The sequence below is a fragment of the Pseudomonas sp. Lz4W genome, from assembly GCF_000346225.2.
GTDB lineage: Bacteria > Pseudomonadota > Gammaproteobacteria > Pseudomonadales > Pseudomonadaceae > Aquipseudomonas > Aquipseudomonas paraversuta.
The window spans coordinates 851,255-872,218 of record NZ_CP017432.1; the positions used below are offsets into that span (position 1 = coordinate 851,255).

A 20,964-nucleotide genomic window follows, 5' to 3' on the forward strand; every position below is an offset into this window, starting at 1 on the left:
CTGTGTCTCTGATCGCTTCTGACCACTTCCGCATCGTTGTCGGCCTCGGCAAGAGCGGCATGTCCCTGGTGCGCTTTCTGGCGCAGCAGGGCGTGTCCTTTGCTGTGGCGGATACGCGGGAAAATCCGCCGGAGCTGGCCACGCTGCGCCGTGACTACCCCCAGGTGGAGGTGCGTTGTGGCGAACTGGATGTCGAGTTCCTGTGCCGCGCCGATGAGCTCTACGTGAGCCCCGGCCTGGCATTGGCAACTCCGGCACTGCAGGCAGCGGCTGCCCGTGGCGTGAAGTTGTCCGGTGATATCGATCTGTTCGCGCGTAACGCAAAGGCACCGATCGTGGCAATCAGCGGTTCCAACGCCAAGAGCACCGTGACCACCCTGGTGGGTGAAATGGCCCTGGCTGCCGGCAAGCGTGTTGCCGTCGGCGGCAACCTGGGCACGCCGGCGCTGGATCTGCTCAGTGATGACATCGAGCTGTACGTCATGGAGCTGTCGAGCTTCCAGCTGGAAACCACCAACCAGCTGGGCGCAGAAGTGGCCACCGTGCTCAATGTCAGCGAAGACCACATGGACCGTTACAGCGGTCTGCCGGCCTACCACCTGGCCAAGCACCGGATTTTCCGCGGTGCCAGGCAGGTGGTGGTCAACCGTCAGGACGCCTTGACCCGGCCGCTGATGAGCGAAGGGCTGCCGTGCTGGACCTTCGGTTTGAGCGCGCCCGACTTCAAGGCTTTCGGCCTGCGTGAAGAAAACGGCGAAAAATATCTCGCCTTCGAATTTGAAAACCTGATGCCGGTCCGCGAGCTGAAAGTGCGCGGCGCCCACAATCAGGCCAATGCCCTGGCGGCACTGGCGCTGGGGCATGCCGTGGGCCTGCCGTTCGACGCCATGCTGAGCGGCCTGCGCAGCTTCACCGGTCTTGAACATCGCTGCCAGTGGGTACGCGAGTTTGAGGGTGTGAGCTACTACAACGACTCCAAGGCCACCAACGTGGGGGCCGCACTGGCCGCCATCGAAGGCCTGGGAGCGGACATGGACGGCAAGCTGGTACTGATCGCCGGCGGTGACGGCAAGGGTGCAGACTTCAGTGGCCTGCACGACTCCGTGGCCAGGTACTGCCGCGCAGTGGTCCTGATGGGCCGCGATGCCGGCCTGATCGCCGACGCCTTGGGCGATAGCGTGCCCCAGGTGCGCGTCAGCTCCCTGGACGAAGCCATTGCCCAAAGCCGTTCGCTGGCCCGCCCGGGTGACGCGGTATTGCTGTCGCCGGCCTGCGCCAGTTTCGACATGTTCAAAAATTACGAAGAGCGTGGCCATCTGTTTGCGCGTGCAGTGGAGGCCCAGGCATGATTTTCGGCATTCTCAAACCTTACCCTTCGCCGTTGATCACGGGCCGTGGCATTGACCTCGACTTCCCGTTTCTGGCCGGTTGCATGGCCTTGCTCGGCCTGGGCCTGGTGATGATCACCTCGGCATCGTCTGAAGTGGCCGCCCTGCAGTCGGGCAACACCCTTTATCACATGATCCGCCACCTGTTTTATATCGTGCTTGGCCTTGTTGCATGCGTGCTGACCATGATGGTGCCGATTGCCACCTGGCAGCGCCTGGGCTGGTTATTGCTGATCGGTGCGTTCGGCTTGCTGGTGATGGTGCTGCTGCCGGGCATTGGCCGTGAAGTGAACGGCTCGATGCGCTGGATCGGCTTCAGCTTCTTTAACGTACAGCCCTCGGAAATCGCCAAGGTTTTCGTGGTGATCTACCTCGCCGGTTATCTGGTCCGTCAGCAGAAGGAAGTCCGCGAAAGCTGGATGGGCTTCTTCAAGCCTTTCATCGTGTTGCTGCCGATGGCCGGTCTGTTGCTGATGGAGCCTGACTTCGGTGCCACCGTCGTAATGATGGGGGCAGCGGCAGCGATGTTGTTCCTGGGCGGTGTTGGCCTGTTCCGTTTCGCCCTGATGGTGGCGCTGGCAGTCGGTGCGGTCTTCGTGCTGGTGCAGGCGCAACCTTATCGTATGGCCCGCTTGATCACCTTTACCGACCCGTGGTCCGACCAGTTCGGCTCCGGTTATCAGCTGACCCAGGCCCTGATCGCATTCGGTCGTGGCGAGTGGTTCGGGGTCGGTCTGGGCAACAGCGTACAGAAGCAGTTCTACCTGCCGGAAGCGCACACCGACTTCGTATTCTCGGTACTGGCTGAAGAGCTGGGTGTGGTCGGCTCCTTGCTGACCGTGGCCCTGTTCGTTTTCGTCTGCGTACGCGGCATGTACATCGGCATGTGGGCCGAGCGGGCCAAACAGTATTTCGCCGCCTACATGGCGTACGGCTTGTCGTTCCTGTGGATCGGCCAGTTCCTGATCAATATCGGGGTGAACGTCGGCCTGTTGCCAACCAAGGGTCTGACCTTGCCATTCCTCAGTTATGGCGGCAGTTCCCTGGTGATTTGCTGCGTATGTATGGGTCTGCTGCTGCGAATCGAGTGGGAGAGTCGAACCCACCTGGGCAGCGAAGAGACTGATTTCAAAGAAAGTGATTTCGCAGAGGAGCCGAACAATGGGCGCTAATGTGCTGATCATGGCGGGCGGTACTGGCGGACACGTGTTCCCTGCGCTGGCCTGCGCCCGTGAGTTTGAAGCACGCGGCTACAGCGTGCACTGGCTTGGAACCCCGCGCGGGATCGAGAACGAACTGGTTGAACCTGCCGGTTTTACCCTGCACCGGATCAACGTCACCGGCCTGCGTGGCAAGAGCAAGCTGTCGCTGTTCAAGGCGCCGTTTGTATTGCTCAAGGCCATGTTTCAGGCGCGCAAAATCATTCGCCAGCTCAAGCCGGTCTGCGTGCTCGGGTTTGGTGGCTATTTGACCGGGCCTGGTGGTCTGGCAGCCAAAACCTGCGGTGTACCGGTGATCATTCACGAGCAAAACGCCGTGGCCGGTACTGCCAACCGCTTGCTGGTGCCGATGTCGAGCCGTGTGTGCGAAGCCTTCCCCGGAACCTTCGCGGTATCGGACAAGCTGCGCAGTACCGGTAACCCGGTTCGCCCTGAATTGTTCAGCCTGGCGCCACGGGCCGCACTCGAAGGCCGCAAGGCGCGCCTGCTGGTGCTGGGCGGCAGTCTGGGTGCCGAGCCGTTGAACAAGTTGTTGCCTGAAGCACTGGCCAAAGTACCGGTTGAGGTGCGTCCTGAAGTGTTTCACCAGGCCGGCAAACAGCACGACCAAATTACCGCCGAGCGCTATGGCGCGGTCGGCGTCGAGGCTCAAGTGCAGCCTTTTATCAAAGACATGGCCCAAGCCTATGGCTGGGCCGACCTGGTGGTTTGTCGCGCAGGCGCGCTGACCGTCAGTGAACTGGCTGCGGCCGGTCTGCCATCGCTGCTGGTGCCATTGCCCCACGCGATTGATGACCATCAGAGCCGTAATGCCGACTTTCTGGCTCGCGAAGGTGCTGCCTTCCTGATGCCGCAAGCGACAACTGGCGCAGCCGAACTGGCCGCACGCCTGACAGAGGTTTTGATGCAACCGGAACGACTGAACAGCATGGCGACCAATGCTCGCCGCCTGGCCAAACCTGATGCAACCCGCAACGTTGTAGATATCTGCCTGGAGGTGGCCAATGGTTGAGAATCAGAAAGCCATGCCGCAACCGGAAATGCGCCGTATTCGTCGCATCCACTTCGTCGGCATCGGCGGCGTGGGCATGTGCGGTATTGCCGAGGTGCTGCTGAACCTGGGTTATGAAGTGTCGGGTTCCGACCTGAACGCATCGCCAGTTACCGAGCGTCTTGAGTCGTTCGGTGCGCACATCTTTATCGGTCACCGCGCCGAGAACGCTGCCACTGCCGATGTATTGGTCGTGTCGAGTGCGGTCAACACCTCCAACCCTGAAGTCGCGACTGCCCTGGAACGCCGTATTCCGGTGGTGCCGCGGGCTGAAATGCTGGCCGAGCTGATGCGTTATCGCCACGGCATCGCCGTAGCCGGTACCCACGGCAAGACCACCACCACCAGCCTGCTGGCCTCGGTGTTCGCAGCCGGTGGCCTCGATCCGACGTTCGTGATCGGTGGCCGACTGAATGCAGCGGGCACCAATGCACAACTGGGCACCAGCCGTTACCTGATTGCCGAAGCTGACGAAAGCGATGCCAGCTTCCTGCACCTGCAGCCGATGGTTGCGGTGGTGACCAACATCGACGCCGACCACATGGCGACCTATGAGGGTGACTTCAACAAGCTGAAGAAAACCTTCGTCGAGTTTCTGCACAACCTGCCGTTCTACGGCCTGGCCGTGCTGTGCCTGGATGATCCGGTGGTGCGTGAAATCCTGCCCCTGGTCAAGCGTCCCACCGTCACCTACGGCTTCAGCGAAGCCGCCGATGTGCGTGCGATCAATGTTCGTCAGCAAGGCATGCAGACCTTCTTCACGGTGCTGCGCCCCGATCGCGAGCCGCTGGATGTGTCGGTGAACATGCCGGGTAACCACAACGTGCTGAACGCTCTGGCGACCATCTGCATCGCATCTGATGAAGGCATCAGCGATGAGGCCATTGTCCAGGGTCTGTCTGGCTTCGAGGGTGTAGGCCGACGCTTCCAGGTCTACGGCGAGCTGCCGGTTGAAGGCGGTCACGTGATGCTGGTTGACGATTACGGTCACCACCCGACCGAAGTTGCGGCCGTGATTAAAGCAGTGCGCGGTGGCTGGCCGGACCGTCGTCTGGTCATGGTTTACCAGCCCCATCGCTTCAGCCGTACCCGCGATCTGTACGACGATTTCGTGCAGGTGCTGGCCGACGCCAACGTACTGCTGTTGATGGAAGTCTACCCGGCCGGCGAAGAGCCGATTCCGGGCGCCGACAGCCGCCAGCTGTGCCACAGCATCCGCCAGCGTGGCCAGCTGGACCCGATCTACATCGAGCGTGGCGTTGAGCTGGCGCCGATCGTCAAGCCGCTGCTGCGTGCCGGCGACATCCTGTTGTGCCAAGGGGCGGGCGATATCGGCCGTCTGGCACCGCAACTTATTAACAGTCCACTATTCGCCGGTGCCGTTGTCGCAGCCAGCGGGGGGAAGTTGAAATGACCGCTGCCTACGCCAATCTGTTCTCCACCATTGCCCCTGCCGACTTCGGTCGCGTTGCCGTGTTGTTCGGCGGCAAAAGCGCTGAGCGCGCAGTGTCTCTGAAGTCGGGCAATGCCGTGCTTGAAGCACTGCAAAGTGCCGGCGTGAATGCCTTCGGGATCGATGTCGGCGACGATTTCATCGCCCGCATCACGCACGAAAAAATCGACCGTGCCTTCATCATTCTCCACGGTCGTGGCGGTGAAGACGGCAGCATCCAGGGCCTGCTCGAATACATGGGCATCCCTTACACCGGCAGCGGCATCCTTGCCTCGGCGCTGGCAATGGACAAATTGCGCACCAAGCAGGTGTGGCACAGCCTGGGTATTCCAACCCCGCGTCATGCCGTGCTGACCAGCGAAGCCGATTGTATTTCTGCGGCGAAGGAACTGAGCTTCCCTTTGATCGTCAAACCGGCACATGAAGGTTCAAGTATCGGTATGGCCAAAGTGAACAGCGCTGACGAGTTGATCGTTGCGTGGACAGAGGCCAGTAAGTACGACTCGCAAGTGTTGGTTGAGCAATGGATCACCGGTCCCGAGTTCACCGTCGCCACCCTGCGTGACCAAGTGCTGCCACCTATTGCACTGGGCACCCCGCATTCGTTCTACGACTACGACGCCAAGTACCTGTCCTCGGATACTCAGTATCGGATCCCGTGCGGGCTCGATAGCACCAAGGAGCAAGAACTCATGGACCTCACGGCTAAAGCCTGTGAGGCGATAGGTATCGCCGGTTGGGGCCGTCTGGACGTGATGCAGGACACCGATGGCCAGTTCTGGCTGCTCGAAGTCAACACCGCTCCGGGCATGACCGATCACAGCCTGGTGCCGATGGCGGCCCGTGCTGCCGGTCTGGATTTTCAACAGCTGGTGCTGTCGATTCTGGCAGCCAGCGTCGAGGCTCGAGGTTAAAAACATGCAAGGCGCATCGCTTCGTCATCAGCAACCCGTTCCCGGCCGCAAGCCGGTGCCTCGGGGCGCAAGCCGGATGGTGGCTAAAGAGCCGATGTCAGTGCGTCTGCCGAAAGCCAATTTTGGCTTCCTGAAAGTCTTGTTCTGGCCCGTGTTGCTGGTGGTGCTGGGGTACGGCACGTACGAAGGTGCGCAGCGCCTGATGCCGTACGCCGACCGGCCGATCACCAACATCAACGTGCAGGGTGATTTGACCTACATCAGCCAGCAGGCCGTGCAGCAGCGCATTGCCCCTTACATGGCGGCGAGCTTCTTCACCGTCGACCTGGAAGGCATGCGTACCGAGCTGGAACAGATGCCCTGGATTGCCCACGCCGAAGTCCGGCGCGTATGGCCTGACCAGGTGGTGATCCGTCTCGAAGAACAGTTGCCGGTAGCCCGCTGGGGTGATGAAGCGCTGTTGAACAACCAGGGCCAGGCATTCACCCCGCGTGAGCTGGCCAATTACGAACACTTGCCGCAGCTGTTCGGCCCACAACGGGCTCAGCAGCAAGTGATGCAGCAGTATCAGGTGTTGAGCCAGATGCTGCGTCCGATGGGCTTCTCCATTGCCCGGCTGGAATTGCGTGAACGCGGTAGCTGGTTCCTGACCACCGGAGCCGGCAGTGCAGGGCCCGGGATCGAGTTGCTGTTGGGGCGCGATCACCTGGTAGAAAAAATGCGTCGCTTCATAGCCATCTATGAAAAAACGCTGAAAGAACAGATTACAAACATAGCGCGCATCGATTTGCGTTATGCCAACGGATTGGCCGTCGGCTGGCGGGAACCTGTGGCACCGACGATAGCCCAACCCGCTGTCGCGAAGAATTAAGAAGAGGCAGGACCCATGGCAAACGTGCAAAGCGGAAAAATGATCGTCGGTCTCGATATCGGCACCTCCAAGGTGGTGGCGCTGGTGGGCGAGGTCGGGGAAGACGGCACCATCGAAATCGTCGGTATTGGCACGCATCCGTCCCGTGGCCTGAAGAAAGGCGTGGTGGTGAATATCGAGTCCACCGTGCAATCGATCCAGCGCGCCATCGAAGAAGCGCAGCTGATGGCCGGTTGCCGGATTCACTCGGCGTTTGTCGGTGTTGCCGGCAACCACATCCGCAGCCTGAACTCCCACGGCATCGTGGCAATTCGGGACCGTGAGGTCAGCTCCGCCGACCTTGAGCGCGTGCTTGACGCTGCTCAGGCCGTTGCGATTCCGGCAGACCAGCGCGTGCTGCACACTTTGCCCCAGGACTACGTGATCGATAACCAGGAAGGCGTTCGTGAGCCACTGGGGATGTCGGGCGTACGTCTGGAAGCCAAGGTGCACGTAGTAACGTGCGCAGTGAATGCAGCACAGAATATCGAGAAATGTGTGCGCCGCTGTGGCCTTGAGGTGGACGACATCATCCTCGAGCAACTGGCGTCGGCTTACTCGGTGTTGACCGATGACGAGAAAGAACTGGGTGTGTGCCTGGTCGACATCGGCGGCGGTACCACCGATATCGCGATCTTCACCGAAGGCGCCATTCGCCACACGGCGGTGATCCCGATTGCCGGTGACCAGGTGACCAACGACATCGCGATGGCGTTGCGCACACCGACCCAGTACGCCGAAGAAATCAAGATCCGTTACGCCTGCGCCCTGGCCAAACTGGCCGGCGCCGGTGAAACCATCAAAGTCCCGAGCGTAGGCGACCGTCCACCGCGCGAACTGTCCCGTCAGGCCCTGGCCGAAGTGGTCGAGCCGCGTTACGACGAGCTGTTCACCCTGATTCAGGCCGAGTTGCGTCGCAGCGGCTACGAAGACCTGATCCCGGCCGGCATCGTGCTGACCGGCGGTACTTCGAAAATGGAAGGTGCGGTCGAACTGGCCGAAGAAATCTTCCATATGCCGGTTCGTCTGGGCGTGCCGCACAGCTTCAAGGGCTTGTCCGATGTTGTGCGCAATCCGATTTACTCCACCGCTGTGGGCTTGTTGCTGTACGGGCTGCAAAAGCAGTCAGACGGCATCTCCATGTCGGGTATCAGCAACCGCGACAACTACAGCAGTGATGAACAAAAAGCCCCTGTGCTTGAGCGCCTGAAGCGCTGGGTCCAGGGCAACTTTTAAAGCTTGAGCAGTAAAAGATTCAAAGCAGTAGAAGTAGGCGAAAAAACTAGAGAAATGAAAGGAGAGGGAAAATGTTCGAACTCGTAGACAACATCCCGCAAAGCCCGGTAATCAAGGTTATCGGTGTTGGTGGTGGCGGTGGCAATGCTGTTAATCATATGGTTAAGAGCAACATCGAAGGCGTGGAATTCATCTGCGCCAACACTGACGCGCAAGCGCTGAAAAGCATCGGCGCCCGAACCATCCTGCAATTGGGCACCGGTGTGACCAAAGGCCTGGGTGCGGGTGCAAATCCTGAGGTCGGTCGTCAGGCCGCTCTGGAAGACCGAGAGCGCATCGCTGAAGTGCTGCAGGGCACCAATATGGTGTTCATCACCACGGGCATGGGCGGAGGTACCGGTACCGGTGCAGCGCCGATCATTGCCGAAGTGGCCAAGGAAATGGGGATCCTCACCGTTGCGGTGGTGACCCGTCCGTTCCCGTTTGAAGGCCGCAAGCGCATGCAGATCGCTGACGAAGGTATTCGTCTGCTGTCCGAAAGCGTTGACTCGTTGATTACGATTCCGAACGAAAAACTGCTCACCATCCTGGGCAAGGACGCCAGCTTGCTGTCGGCTTTCGCCAAGGCCGATGACGTACTGGCCGGTGCCGTTCGCGGTATCTCCGACATCATCAAGCGTCCGGGCATGATCAACGTCGACTTTGCCGACGTACGTACCGTGATGAGCGAAATGGGCATGGCGATGATGGGCACTGGCTGCGCCAGCGGTCCGAACCGTGCACGTGAAGCAACCGAAGCGGCGATCCGCAACCCGTTGCTCGAAGACGTGAACCTGGAAGGTGCACGCGGCATCCTGGTGAACATCACCGCCGGTCCTGACCTGTCCCTGGGTGAGTACTCCGACGTGGGTAGCATCATCGAAGCCTTCGCTTCCGAGCACGCCATGGTCAAGGTCGGTACCGTTATCGATCCGGACATGCGCGACGAACTGCATGTGACCGTGGTTGCGACCGGTCTGGGCGCGAAAATCGAGAAGCCGGTCAAGGTTATCGACAACAGCGTTCAAGCCTCTTACGCAGCCTCTTCGGCACACGCAGCTTCTACTCGTCAGGAAGCACGTACCGAGCGTCAGGAACAGCCAGTGGTTAACTACCGTGATCTGGACCGCCCGACCGTGATGCGTAATCAGGCCCAGCAAGGCGCGACTACCGCTGCCAAGCTCAACCCGCAAGACGATTTGGATTATCTGGATATCCCGGCTTTCCTGCGTCGACAGGCTGATTAATGAAATCAATCAGGGGGATTAAGGTGATTGGTATTCAGCAAAGGTTCGGTCTGCTATTATCGCCAGCCTTTGTTGATACCAGTTCGCAATTTGCGCTGAAGCGGCCAATGCCATGATTAAACAACGCACCCTGAAAAATATTATCCGTGCCACAGGTGTCGGCCTGCACTCCGGTGAGAAGGTCTACCTGACCCTCAAGCCTGCGCCTGTGGATACCGGCATCGTGTTTTGTCGTGCAGACCTTGACCCTGTTGTGCAGATTCCTGCCCGCGCGGAAAACGTCGGCGAGACAACGATGTCGACCACGTTGGTCAACGGCGATACCAAAGTAGACACGGTAGAGCACTTGCTCTCGGCCATGGCTGGCCTGGGGATCGATAACGCCTACGTCGAACTCTCCGCGTCTGAAGTCCCGATTATGGACGGTAGCGCCGGACCTTTCGTGTTTCTGATTCAATCTGCCGGCCTGGAAGAACAGGACGCGCCGAAGAAGTTCATCCGTATCCTGCGTGAAGTGACAGTGGAAGATGGCGACAAGCGCGCCACTTTCGTCCCTTTCGAAGGCTTCAAAGTGAGCTTTGAGATCGATTTCGATCACCCGGTTTTCCGTAACCGTACCCAAAGCGCAACCGTGGATTTTTCCAGCACTTCGTTTGTAAAAGAAGTCAGCCGCGCGCGTACTTTCGGTTTCATGAGTGACATCGAGTACCTGCGCAAGCACAACCTCGCACTCGGCGGTAGCGTTGAAAACGCGATCGTGGTCGACGCCAATGGTGTACTGAACGAAGACGGCCTTCGCTACGAAGACGAATTCGTGAAGCACAAGATTCTCGACGCTATTGGTGACCTCTACCTGCTGGGCAATAGCCTGATTGGTGAGTTCAAGGGCTTCAAGTCTGGCCATGCACTGAACAACCAGCTGCTTCGCAAGCTGATTGAACAGAAAGATGCGTGGGAAGTCGTGACCTTTGAAGACGCCAGCACAGCACCGATTTCGTACATGCGTCCGGTTGCAGCAGTTTAAGTAAAACTTCTTTCTCTAGTTTTTGAAGGCCACCCCCGGGTGGCTTTTTTTTGCCCTGAAATTGGTGGGGGCTGAACAAGTTCTGTCGGAGCGAGCTCTTGGCGGCCTGGTTGAAAAGATCGCGATCAAGCCAGTTCCTGCAAAATCTGCTGCCGCTGGGGAAGTCTTCAAGCCTCTGGCTTCGGCTGCAGCGCGTTCAATCCCGTTTCATTGATGCAAACCACCCGGTTGCGCCCGCCTTTTTTGGCCTGGTAAAGCGCCTTGTCGGCCGTGCTGATCAGGGCTTGCTGGTCATCCCCGGGTTTTGCGTAGCGGCTGCAGGCGCCCAGGCTGATGGTCAGTTTCCTGTGCTCGGCAACAGGCTCCAGCTGCTCCACTGCGCAGCGAATCTTCTCGGCCAGCAGGCGTGTACCTGTTGCCTCGGTCTCGGTCAGTATCACGGCGAACTCTTCACCGCCATAGCGGGCGGCCAGGTCGGCGGGGCGACGGGTGTGGGACTTGATCACCTGGGCAACCCGCCGTATGGCTTCATCCCCGGCTTGATGGCCGTAGCAGTCATTGAAAGCCTTGAAATTATCTATATCAATCATGACCAGGGATACAGGATTGCCCGAGCGCTGCGCCCGGCGCCATTCCAGATCCAGGGTTGTGTCCAGGGTACGGCGATTGGCCAGTCCGGTCAGGGGGTCGGTTGCAGCGAGCTCGGCCAGCACCCGCTCGGCCTTGTGCCGCAAGCGCAGCTCCCGCGTCAGCAGCCAGGTGAGCCACAGCAAGCCCAGGCAGAGCAGGAGGGTGGCACTGCCGATCAACAGGGCGGTATGCCACCAGTTGTCGAAAATACTCGAGGTGGAGATGGCGACCACCACCACCAGCGGCAACTCGCCCACCTGAGCGAAGTTGTACAGACGCTCCTGATGATAGACCCCGGACATGGCAGTAAAGCTGCCATGTCGTTCTTCCAGGAAGCGAATGAAGTTAGGGGTCCGGCTAAGGTCCTGGCCGATACTGACGCGGTTTGTCCCGGGATATTGGGTCAACAGAATTCCGTCAGCGCTGACCAGACTGATGTTGCCGGTAGGCCCTATGTCCAGACCGCGGAACATGCTCTGGAAGTAGCTCAATTTTATCTGGCCCACCGCAACCCCCCGGAAATCGCCTTCCGGGCCTGAGACTCTGCGGCTAAGAATAATATTCCAGTCATTGGCGCCCTGGCCGGCGAGAAATGGGCGGCTGATGAAGATTTTGTCGTCTGCCGCACCGAGGTGGGCCTTGAACCAAGGCTGCTGGCTGGCCTGGTCTGGCACGGGCATACCCGGTGCAGAGCTGGCAATCAGTTGGCCCGCGGCATCCAGAACGAAGAATCCGGCATTGGACGGGGCTTCATTGGCCCTGGCAAAGAGCAGCGACTGTCGGGTTGCAGAGGGAAGGGTGGAGAGCTCCCGGCTTTGCAGAAAATCGATCAGGCTGGTGAGCGCGGAGTCATAAATCGAAAAGGTGTTACGAATGTCGCGATTGATCAGTTGCACCAGGTTCAGGGCTGAACGCGTGGCATCCTGCTCGGTATTGCGATACTCCCTGACCAGCAAATAGCCAACGATGCCGAGGATGGCAACCACTGACAGCGTTGTTGCCCTGATCAGCATGCGCCGGGTAATGAAGGATGTGCGGCGGGAATGTGGAATGGCCTTGACCTCACTGATGCGTTTGGTGCCCAGACCTAAGGTTACGCCATATTGGCATAAGGCCAGCTGGGATGCTGGCCTTATGGTCATTGTTTAGAACACATCGATAGGATAGTCGATGATCACGCGGTATTCGTCTACATCGTTGTCCACCGTCCGGTAGGCATCGTTGCCGCGGTTGGTTGCCCAGCGCAGGCTAACCGCCAGATCCTTGGCCTTGCCATCCTGAACCACATACTTCAGAGCCATGTCGCGCTCCCAGTGATGGGCATTCTTGCCCTGGGGGTTGTACCAGTTACCGTAACCGATACTGTTGGTGCTCGCCTTGGTCAGGTCCAGTTCGCCGCGCGAATACGAGATGCTGGAAGTCAGACCGGCGATACCCAGACCGGCAAAGTCGTATTCATATTGCAGCTTCCAGGAGCGCTCGTTAGGCCCGTTGAAGTCCGAATATTGCTGCGAGTTGTCGAGGTAAACGCTGTCGCCCTGATTGATGTAGTCAAACGGCGTGTTGCCATTGACCTTTTGCAGCACGGTGGTGAACTTGTGGCCGGCCATGGCAAGCGCAAGGTGCAGGCTGAAGGTGTTGTTGTTGATATCCCCCAGCAGTGCTTTGCCGCTGTCGCGGGTGTGATAGTAATGCAGCCCCGGGTTCAGGCTGATGCTGTCAGACAGGGCGTAGGTGTAATCCAGATCGTAGTAGTACTGATCCCACACATCCTTGAGCTGGGCGGCATACAGGTTGCTGGTGATCTCGGGAATGGCGCTCCACGACGCGCCGGCCCAGGTCAGGTGTTTGCTGGTCTGGTCGTCAAGGTTGCCGTAGGTGGTCGTCAGGCGACGCATACCGCTCTGGTTGTAGGGTTTGTTGAAGCTGGCCTGGCCGCCCTCGAACATCCAGCCGTCGAAACTGTGGTTGGTCAGGCTGACGCCACGGAAGGTCTGGGGCAGCATGCGGGTTTCGCCGCCGGCGATGACCGGGTTGGTCAAGAACAGATCACCGGCTTTGAGCTCGGTATCAAAGGCGCGCATTTTCAGCGCTGCACCGGCTGATGAAAAGGCAGTAGGCGCTTTGCCATTGCCATCACTGACCGGCAGGATGCTGCTGCCATCGGTGCCGCCACCGCCGTCCAGTTTCAGGCCGAGCATGCCGTAGGCATCCAGGCCAAAGCCGACTACACCCTGGGTGAAGCCCGACTCAAATTTCCCCACAAAGCCCTGACCCCATTCCTTGCTGTCATCGGCATGGGGGCTACGGATATCGTGGTTCATGTAATAGTTGCGGGTATGAATCTTGAGGCTCGAGCCTTCAATAAAACCGTCTTTGGACGCTTCGTCGTCTGCGTGGGCGAAAGCGGGGATCGTTGCAGCCAGGGCAATGAATAAAGGACTGAGTTTGAGTGAATGCTTCACCGGTTTTGAGCTCCTTTTTAGTGCTGAAAATTGTTGTAATTCTCGATGAATCCGGTGCCCGGCATAGGGCGCCAAAGGAGCAGGCGCCTTAATTAAAGACCAAAAAAAAGCCGCTATGATAGCGGCTTTTGAAACAGTTAGTCACATCTGTAACGAGTGACCAACTGGGTCGGGAAGTTTTCAGGTGTCTGTTCAGCTGTCTTCAGACTCATCAGAAATGCTGTGTTTTGCCTGTGTTTGCTGGGGCTTGGCGTCGTTGTCGGGACGTGTTGCCAACTCTGTTCGAGCCTGATCAAAAGAAGCTGCGCGGGCTGCATTTTGTGCGACAAACGCGGGTGACTCTTCCGCCATGGCCATAGGCGACAACAACAAAGACGACAAAACGAAAACGCTGGCCATACCCATACTGCTGGACATTTCAAAGACCTTCTTGCTGAGCAAGTTCTGTGTGGTGTCAGCAATTTATAGCGATCCTGACCAGTGAAAAAGCCCTGTTTCATACAAGGACTTTTGCGTTTGGGGTAACAAACCCGGGGAGGTGCCGGGTAGGCACATTGAGTGTTCAGGCACTGCTGAGTCTTGTGGGAGCAAGGGGCTGCTGAGTCTTGTGAGAGCTAAGAGGCTGCTGAGTCTTGTAGGAGCTGGCTTGCCAGCGATGGGATCAAGTCAGTGACACCAATGTGCCTGTATTCAGGCACTGCTGAGTCATGTGAGAGCTAAGGGGCTGCTGAGTCTTGTAGGAGCTGGCTTGCCAGCGATGGCATCAAGTCAGTGACACCGATGTGCCTGTATCGCCAGCAAGCTGGCTCCTACAACAGGCCTCTGCTGAGTCTTGTGGGAGCTGGCTTGCCAGCGATGGGATCAAGTCAGTGACACCGAGGTGCCTGAGTCTTGTAGGAGCTGGCTTGCCAGCGATGGCATCAAGTCAGTGACACCCATGTGCCTGTATCCCCAGCAGACTGGCTCCCACAACAGGCCCGGGCCTCAAGCCGGTAAAAACAGGCCAAAGGTATTGCGCCCTTCGGCGCTGCGCACAAAGACATCCCCGCCATGCATCTGCGCAATGGCTTTGACGATGGCCAGCCCCAGACCATGATTGGCTCCGCTGTTGTGACGCGAGGCATCCACGCGATAAAAACGCTCGAACAGCCGCGGCAGGTGCTCGTCGGCAATTGGCTCGCCCGGGTTGCTGATGCCGATGGTCACGCCCCCGGCGCTTTGATCGATCTGCACCTCAATCCGTTGCCCGGCTTCGGTGTGCTGTACGGCATTGCTCAGCAAGTTGATCAACGCCCGGCGCAGGTGGGGCTTTTCGATATTGACCTGGGCATCGCCGTTGACCTGCACCTCGACCCGTGCGTCTTCAAGAATGAACTCCAGATACTCCAGGGTCGTCGCCACTTCATCCGCCAGTGAGGCACGGGTCAGCTTGCTGGCCTTGCTGCCTTGATCGGCGCTGGCCAGAAACAGCATGTCGTTGATGATGCTGCGCAAGCGCTCCAGCTCCTCCAGGTTGGACTGCAGCACCTCAAAGTAGTGTTCGGCAGAGCGCCCCCGGGTCAGCGCCACCTGAGTCTGGCCAATCAGATTGGTCAGCGGCGAACGCAGTTCATGGGCCACGTCGGCATTGAACGACTCCAGTCGCGTATAAGCCTGCTCGACCCGCTCCAGGGTTGAATTGAAAGCGCTCACCAGTTGATCCAGTTCCGGCGGCAGTGGCGACAAGTGCAAGCGCCCGGACAGGCGTGGCGGGGCCAGTTTCAGCGCTTCTTCAGAGAGCTTGATCAAGGGCTTAAGGCCGATTCTGGCCACCCAGTAACCCAGCAGTGAGGCCAGGACCACACCAATAGATGCCAGGCTGATCAACGCCACCAGCAAGTGGTGCTGGGTCTGGCGGAAGGTTTCGGTATCGATGGCGGTCAGGAAGCGCAGGGCCGGTCGTTGTTCCTTGGCCGGGATCTGGCTGATCAACACCTTGAGCGGGTAGGTCTGGCCGGGCAGATACAGGTCGCGGATCCCGGTCGGGCCCCTGGCAAACTCACGTACCGGCGCCTCGGGATTGCCGTACTCATACTCCGGGTCGCCACTGATGGCCCAAAACCGCAGGCGCTTGTCTTCTTCACTGAGCAGCTTGAGTTTGGCGCTGATCTTGGCCCAGTGCTCGGGGGTTCCATAGCGATTGATCGAGGACTCAAGCACGCTGAAGCGCGCATCCAGTTCGGCCTCGGGCAGACGGCCGATACCCTTGTCGACCTGCTGGTACAGCGCCCAGCCGATCAGCACGAACACCAGCAGCGCCACCAGGGTGAACATCGCGCTCAAGCGCAGGGCGATGGAGTTCAGGCGACCGGGCCGCTTAAACACTGCGCCGCTCCAGTACGTATCCCATGCCGCGAATGGTGTGCAGCAGCTTGTGCTCAAAGGGGCCGTCGAGCTTGGCGCGCAGGCGTTTGATCGCGACTTCGACCACGTTGGCGTCGCTGTCGAAGTTAATGTCCCAGACCATTTCGGCGATGGAGGTTTTGGACAGAATCTCCCCCTGACGCCGCGCCAGTACGCTGAGCAGCGAGAACTCCTTGGCGGTCAGGTCCAGGCGGCTGCCGGCGCGGGTAGCCTTGCGGCTGATCAAATCTATCCACAGGTCGTCGACCGTTACCTGCACCGGTTCGTGGCCGCCGCTGCGCCGGGTCAGGGCCTGCAGACGGGCTACCAGTTCCAGAAATGAAAACGGCTTGCCCAGATAATCGTCGGCGCCTTCGCGCAAGCCGCGAATCCGGTCTTCGACCCGCTCGCGGGCCGTCAGCATGATCACCGGCGTCTGCTTGCGCGCGCGCAGTGCCCGCAGCACGCCGAAGCCATCCAGGCCGGGCAGCATCACATCGAGCACGATCACGGCGTAATCGCTCTCCAGCGCCAGGTGCAAACCCTCGATCCCCTCCCGCGCAACATCCACCGTGTAGCCTTGCTCGGTCAGGCCGCGATGCAGGTAATCGGCGGTTTTTTCTTCATCTTCAATTATCAGGACTCGCATAACCCGCCTCAGTGATTCGTCGCCAGCAAGCTGACGGGTTTGGAACGCTGGAACAGTCGTTCCAGCCACAAGTATATGACCGGCGTGGTGAACAGCGTCAGCGCCTGGCTCACCAGCAACCCGCCGACCACGGCGATCCCCAGCGGCTGGCGCAGTTCGGCACCGGTGCCATAGCCGAGCATCAGCGGCAGGGCGCCGAGCAAGGCGGCGAGGGTGGTCATGATGATCGGCCGGAACCGCGTCAGGCAGGCTTCATAGATCGCCTCTTCCGGGCTTAGCCCGCGAGTGCGTTGTGCGTCGAGGGCGAAGTCGATCATCAGGATGCCGTTTTTCTTGACGATGCCGATCAGCAGTACCAGCCCGATCAGCGCCATGATCGAAAAGTCCTGGCCGCAGATCCATAGCATCACCAGCGCCCCCAGGCCTGCGGAGGGCAGGGTGGAAATGATTGTCAGCGGATGCACGAAGCTTTCGTACAGCACCCCGAGAATGATGTAGACCGCCACCAGCGCCGCCAGAATCAGCCACGGCTGGCTGGCCAGCGAGCTCTGGAAGGCTTGCGCCGCGCCCTGGAAGTTGCCGCTGATGGTGCTTGGCATGCCGATTTCATTTTTCGCCTGATTGAGCATCAGTACGGCATCGCCCAGGGCTACGCCGGGGGCAAGGTTGAATGACAGGTTGGCCGCCGGGAACATGCCGTCATGGCTGATCGACAGCGGACCACTGACTGGCGCATCGACTTTGGCCACGGCCGACAGCGGCACCATCTCGCCCGTCAGCGGCGAGCGCAGGTAGAAATAATTCAGGCTTTCGGCCTTGCCACGCTGCTGCGCGTCGACCTCCAGAATCACGTTGTACTGGTTGGTCTCGGTCTGGAACTCATTGACCTGACGCTGACCAAAGGCGTCATACAGGGCTTCGTCGACATCGGTGGCGGTCAGGCCGAAGCGGGCGGCGGCGTTCCGGTCGATGCTGATATGGGTGATGCTGCCGCCCAGTTGCAGATCGTTGGACAGGTCGCGGAATGCCGGATTGGTGCGCAGTTTTTCGGTCAGACGCTGGGTCCAGGTATTGAGCGTTGGCCCGTCATTGCTCTTGAGCACGTACTGATACTGGCTGCGGCTGGGGCCCGAGCTGAGGTTGATGTCCTGGCCGGCGCGCAGGTACAGGACGATGCCCGGGACTTTGGCCAGCTGCGGGCGAATCCGGTCGATAAATTCACTGGCCGACACATCGCGGTCGCTACGGTCCTTGAGGGCAATCCAGAAGCGACCGTTGGCGATAGTCTGGTTGCTGCCGGTCACCCCCACCGAATGGGAGAACGCCTGCACCGCCGGGTCGGCACTGATGATGTTGGCCAGTTGCAGATGTTTTTTGCGCATGTCGGCAAATGAAATATCCGACGCCGCTTCGCTGGTACCCAGCACGAAACCTGTGTCTTGCACCGGGAAGAAGCCCTTGGGGATCAGCACGTAGCCGGCAATGGCCATCGCCAGCGTCACCGCGAAAACCCCCAGCATCAGCCGTTGGTGGGCCAGTGCCCGCTTCAGGCCCTTGTCATACAGCGCCAGCAGGCGTTCACCAAAACCGGGGCGGGCATCGGCGTGGTGCACTGGCGAGCGCATGAACAGCGCCGCCAGGGTGGGCGCCAGGGTCAGGGATACCAGCACCGAAATCAAAATGGTCGAGGTCGCGGTCAGGGCGAACTCCTTGAACAGCCGACCCACCACTCCGCCCATGAACAGCAGCGGAATAAAGGCGGCCACCAGCGACAGGCTGATCGAGACCACGGTGAAGCCAATCTCGCTGGAGCCCTTGATCGCCGCATCGCGCATGCTCTGGCCCGCTTCGAGATGACGGTGGATGTTCTCCACCACCACAATCGCATCGTCGACCACAAACCCCACGGCCACCACAATCGCCACCAGCGTCAGGTTGTTGAGGCTGAAGCCGAGCACATACATCAGGGCAAAACTGGCAATCAGCGACACCCCCAGTACCGCCGAAACGATCAGGGTTGCCGACCACTGGCGCAAAAACAGCGCCATCACTGCGATCACCAGCAGCACCGCAATCAGCAGGGTAATTTCCACTTCGTGCAGCGAGGCCCGAATGGTTTTGGTCCGGTCGCTGAGGACCGTGACTTGCACCGAAGCCGGGAGCATGGCCTGCAGGGCGGGGAGGGCGGCCTGGATGCGGTCCACCGTTTCAACAATATTGGCCCCCGGCTGGCGCGAGATCACCAGGTTCAGCCCCGGCTGATGCCCAGACCATGCCTGCACGTAGTCGTTCTCGGAGCCGTTGATCACCCGCGCCACGTCGCGCAACTGCACCGGGGCGCCGTCCTTGTACGAGACGATCAGCTGGCCGTACTCGTCGGCATCGAACAACTGGTCGTTGGTCGACAGGGTGGAAATGCTCGAGGGGCCGTACAGCGCACCTTTGGCCAGGTTGAGGCTGGTTTGCTGAATCGCCAGGCGGATATCGGCCAGGGTCAGGCCGATGGCCGCCAGCTTGTCGGCTGAGGCCTGGACCCGGATCGCCGGACGTTGCTGGCCGGTGATATTGATCAGGCCTACACCGTCGATCTGGCTGATCTGGCGTGCCAGCAGGGTTTCGACGTAATCGCTGAGTTCGGTGCCGGGCATCTGCATCGAGCTGATGCTCAGAATCAATACCGGGCTGTCCGCCGGGTTGACCTTCCTCCAGGTCGGCAGAGTGGGCATGTCTTTGGGCAATTTGCCGGACGCGGTATTGATTGCCGCCTGTACCTCCTGGGCAGCGGTATCGATGCTTTTATCGAGGGTGAACTGCAAGGTCAGGGTAGTGGAGCCCAACGCGCTGCTGGAGGTCATTTGGGTCATGCCGGGGATGGCGCTGAATTGCACCTCCAGCGGTGTGGCCACCGACGATGCCATGGTGTCGGGGCTGGCGCCGGGCAGTTGCGCCGACACTTGAATGGTCGGGAACTCCGCTTCGGGCAAGGGGGCGACGGGCAGCCGCGGGAAGGCGATCAGCCCCAGCAGCACCAGGGCAAAGGTCAGCAACACCGTGGCGATCGGGTGATCGACACACCAGGCTGACAGTGAACGACCGTTATTCATGGTTGCACCGCTTGAGCGCTGGTCAGCGCTGGCTCGCTCAAGACTTCAACCCGTGATCCCGGTTTGAGACGCGACTGACCATCGCTGACCAGGGTGTCCCCCGGGTTGACGCCGCTGATGATGTTGAGTCCGCTGTCCTGATACAGCATCTGTACCGGCACGGTTTCGACCTTGTCGCCCACGATGCGATACACAAAATAATTATCCAGGCCGCGCTGCACCACCTGGGGCGGTACCACCAGTGCGTTTTGCGAAACACCGGTCTGAATCTCGACATTAACCAACTGGCCGGGCCACAGGTTGTGCTCGGGGTTGTCGAACCGGGCTTTGACCTTGATCGTACCGGTGCTGGCCGACACCTGATTGTCGATCAGGCTCAGCCGGCCTTCCCCCAGTGCCGTGCCGCTGTGGCTTGAGTCGCCAAGGAAGGCTTTGACCAGGGCCGGGTCTTTGGCGCCGAGCAACTTATGCAAAGTGGGCAGGAGCTGCTGGGGGAGTGAGAACTCCACGGCAATCGGATCGATCTGGGTGACGGAAAACAGCCCCTGGGTATCACTGACCCGCAGGAAATTGCCCGGGTCGACAGCGCGAATCCCTACTCTGCCGCTTACCGGCGAGTGAATCCGGGTGTACGACAATTGCACCTGCGCCGCTGCAATCGAAGCCTGATTACCTTGTGCGGTGGCTTTGAGCTGATTGACCAGGGCCTGTTGCTGGTCGAGGGTTTGTTTGGACACGCCGTTGTCGACACTCAGCAACTGATAGCGTTTGAGGTCGATCAGGGCGACTTGCAGCTGGGCCTGGTTTTGCCCCAATTGGGCCTTGGCCTGATCGAGGCTGGCCTGGATCGAGCGGTCATCCAGGGTTGCCAGCAGGTCACCGGCCTTGACGGTCTGGCCTTCCTTGACCAGCAGTTGGGTGAGGATGCCGTCGATTTGCGGACGAATCATCACACTGTGCAGCGACAGCACAGCGCCTATGCCGCTGACATAGTGCGGCACATCTTGCCGGGCCACCTGAACCACCCGGACCGGAACCGCCACACCGGCGGTCGATTTAACGGGGGTCGGGCGAGTCGCCCACCAGGCGCCGCAACCAATCAGGGCTACCATAAGCATGCCCAGCAGGATTTTTTTTGTTTGAGTGCGCATGCCGGGTAAACGCCGTGTACGTGGAATTAGGGGACGCTAAGGTTATAGCCGGTCAACCGGGTCAATAAAGTGACCGCAAACTGACATTACCGACAGGCAGA

The 20,964-nt window shown here is 59.7% G+C and carries 16 protein-coding genes; 9 read left to right on the forward strand and 7 right to left on the reverse strand.

Translation table 11 applies throughout. The features are described 5' to 3' along the window. Positions 1 to 2: 2 nt before the first annotated feature. The 9 genes from murD (at position 3) to lpxC (ending at position 10,482) form a co-directional block, all read left to right on the forward strand. Positions 3 to 1,349: a UDP-N-acetylmuramoyl-L-alanine--D-glutamate ligase gene (murD, locus tag B195_RS04125; protein WP_003443619.1), complete on the forward strand. Its 1,347-nt coding sequence runs from the start codon at positions 3 to 5 to the stop codon at positions 1,347 to 1,349. Next, positions 1,346 to 2,560, forward strand: coding sequence for a putative lipid II flippase FtsW (ftsW, locus tag B195_RS04130; RefSeq protein WP_003443615.1), 1,215 nt, complete (start codon positions 1,346 to 1,348; stop codon positions 2,558 to 2,560). Before murD ends, ftsW begins: the two co-directional genes overlap by 4 nt. Further along, the gene (gene murG, locus B195_RS04135) at positions 2,550 to 3,620 is read left to right on the forward strand and encodes an undecaprenyldiphospho-muramoylpentapeptide beta-N-acetylglucosaminyltransferase (RefSeq protein WP_003443612.1); all 1,071 of its coding nucleotides are present in this window, start codon (positions 2,550 to 2,552) and stop codon (positions 3,618 to 3,620) included. Before ftsW ends, murG begins: the two co-directional genes overlap by 11 nt. Beyond that, positions 3,613 to 5,073 (forward strand): UDP-N-acetylmuramate--L-alanine ligase, encoded by a 1,461-nt coding sequence (murC, locus tag B195_RS04140; RefSeq protein ID WP_003443610.1) that lies wholly within the window; start codon positions 3,613 to 3,615, stop codon positions 5,071 to 5,073. The genes murG and murC overlap by 8 nt, the downstream gene beginning before the upstream one ends. Next, positions 5,070 to 6,026, forward strand: a complete 957-nt coding sequence (locus tag B195_RS04145) for a D-alanine--D-alanine ligase (RefSeq protein ID WP_003443607.1) — start codon at positions 5,070 to 5,072, stop codon at positions 6,024 to 6,026. The genes murC and B195_RS04145 overlap by 4 nt, the downstream gene beginning before the upstream one ends. Before the next feature lie 4 nt (positions 6,027 to 6,030). Continuing rightward, positions 6,031 to 6,897, forward strand: a complete 867-nt coding sequence (locus B195_RS04150; RefSeq protein ID WP_037001571.1) for a cell division protein FtsQ/DivIB — start codon at positions 6,031 to 6,033, stop codon at positions 6,895 to 6,897. 15 nt (positions 6,898 to 6,912) lie between these two features. Next, a complete protein-coding gene (ftsA, locus tag B195_RS04155) occupies positions 6,913 to 8,172 on the forward strand; it encodes a cell division protein FtsA (protein WP_003443600.1) in 1,260 nt (419 codons plus the stop codon). 71 nt (positions 8,173 to 8,243) lie between these two features. Beyond that, complete coding sequence (gene ftsZ, locus B195_RS04160) at positions 8,244 to 9,458, forward strand: cell division protein FtsZ (protein WP_003443576.1); 1,215 nt, start codon at positions 8,244 to 8,246, stop codon at positions 9,456 to 9,458. A 112-nt stretch (positions 9,459 to 9,570) separates the two neighbouring features. Then, positions 9,571 to 10,482: a UDP-3-O-acyl-N-acetylglucosamine deacetylase gene (gene lpxC, locus B195_RS04165; protein WP_003443572.1), complete on the forward strand. Its 912-nt coding sequence runs from the start codon at positions 9,571 to 9,573 to the stop codon at positions 10,480 to 10,482. Between the two features lie 167 nt (positions 10,483 to 10,649). Here the strand turns inward: lpxC and B195_RS04170 are convergent, their stop codons facing one another. The 7 genes from B195_RS04170 to B195_RS04200 form a co-directional block, all read right to left on the reverse strand. Continuing rightward, positions 10,650 to 12,254 carry a sensor domain-containing diguanylate cyclase gene (locus B195_RS04170; protein WP_003443569.1) on the reverse strand — a complete coding sequence of 535 codons (1,605 nt, stop codon included), beginning with the start codon at positions 12,252 to 12,254 and terminating at the stop codon, positions 10,650 to 10,652. A gap of 3 nt (positions 12,255 to 12,257) precedes the next feature. Continuing rightward, a complete protein-coding gene (locus tag B195_RS04175) occupies positions 12,258 to 13,577 on the reverse strand; it encodes an OprD family porin (RefSeq protein ID WP_003443567.1) in 1,320 nt (439 codons plus the stop codon). Positions 13,578 to 13,769: 192 nt separating this feature from the next. After that, positions 13,770 to 13,994 (reverse strand): hypothetical protein, encoded by a 225-nt coding sequence (locus B195_RS04180; protein WP_083912791.1) that lies wholly within the window; start codon positions 13,992 to 13,994, stop codon positions 13,770 to 13,772. Between the two features lie 567 nt (positions 13,995 to 14,561). Then, entirely contained in the window at positions 14,562 to 15,941 is a 1,380-nt protein-coding gene (locus B195_RS04185) for a heavy metal sensor histidine kinase (RefSeq protein WP_003443565.1), read from the reverse strand. Further along, positions 15,934 to 16,608 carry a heavy metal response regulator transcription factor gene (locus B195_RS04190; protein WP_003443564.1) on the reverse strand — a complete coding sequence of 225 codons (675 nt, stop codon included), beginning with the start codon at positions 16,606 to 16,608 and terminating at the stop codon, positions 15,934 to 15,936. The genes B195_RS04185 and B195_RS04190 overlap by 8 nt, the downstream gene beginning before the upstream one ends. A gap of 8 nt (positions 16,609 to 16,616) precedes the next feature. Further along, entirely contained in the window at positions 16,617 to 19,712 is a 3,096-nt protein-coding gene (locus B195_RS04195; RefSeq protein ID WP_003443563.1) for a multidrug efflux RND transporter permease subunit, read from the reverse strand. Beyond that, entirely contained in the window at positions 19,709 to 20,863 is a 1,155-nt protein-coding gene (locus B195_RS04200) for an efflux RND transporter periplasmic adaptor subunit (RefSeq protein ID WP_003443562.1), read from the reverse strand. The genes B195_RS04195 and B195_RS04200 overlap by 4 nt, the downstream gene beginning before the upstream one ends. Positions 20,864 to 20,964: the final 101 nt, after the last annotated feature.

Bases quoted from the DNA above. Each gene is read 5' to 3' on its own strand.
- B195_RS04190 (WP_003443564.1), bottom strand. From the start codon at position 16,608: ATGCGAGTCCTGATAATTGAAGATGAAGAAAAAACCGCCGATTACCTG.
- B195_RS04180 (WP_083912791.1), bottom strand. From the start codon at position 13,994: ATGTCCAGCAGTATGGGTATGGCCAGCGTTTTCGTTTTGTCGTCTTTG.
- B195_RS04200 (WP_003443562.1), bottom strand. From the start codon at position 20,863: ATGCGCACTCAAACAAAAAAAATCCTGCTGGGCATGCTTATGGTAGCC.
- ftsZ (WP_003443576.1), top strand. From the start codon at position 8,244: ATGTTCGAACTCGTAGACAACATCCCGCAAAGCCCGGTAATCAAGGTT.
- B195_RS04150 (WP_037001571.1), top strand. From the start codon at position 6,031: ATGCAAGGCGCATCGCTTCGTCATCAGCAACCCGTTCCCGGCCGCAAG.
- B195_RS04145 (WP_003443607.1), top strand. From the start codon at position 5,070: ATGACCGCTGCCTACGCCAATCTGTTCTCCACCATTGCCCCTGCCGAC.
- ftsW (WP_003443615.1), top strand. From the start codon at position 1,346: ATGATTTTCGGCATTCTCAAACCTTACCCTTCGCCGTTGATCACGGGC.
- murG (WP_003443612.1), top strand. From the start codon at position 2,550: ATGGGCGCTAATGTGCTGATCATGGCGGGCGGTACTGGCGGACACGTG.
- lpxC (WP_003443572.1), top strand. From the start codon at position 9,571: ATGATTAAACAACGCACCCTGAAAAATATTATCCGTGCCACAGGTGTC.
- ftsA (WP_003443600.1), top strand. From the start codon at position 6,913: ATGGCAAACGTGCAAAGCGGAAAAATGATCGTCGGTCTCGATATCGGC.
- murC (WP_003443610.1), top strand. From the start codon at position 3,613: ATGGTTGAGAATCAGAAAGCCATGCCGCAACCGGAAATGCGCCGTATT.
- B195_RS04170 (WP_003443569.1), bottom strand. From the start codon at position 12,254: ATGACCATAAGGCCAGCATCCCAGCTGGCCTTATGCCAATATGGCGTA.
- B195_RS04195 (WP_003443563.1), bottom strand. From the start codon at position 19,712: ATGAATAACGGTCGTTCACTGTCAGCCTGGTGTGTCGATCACCCGATC.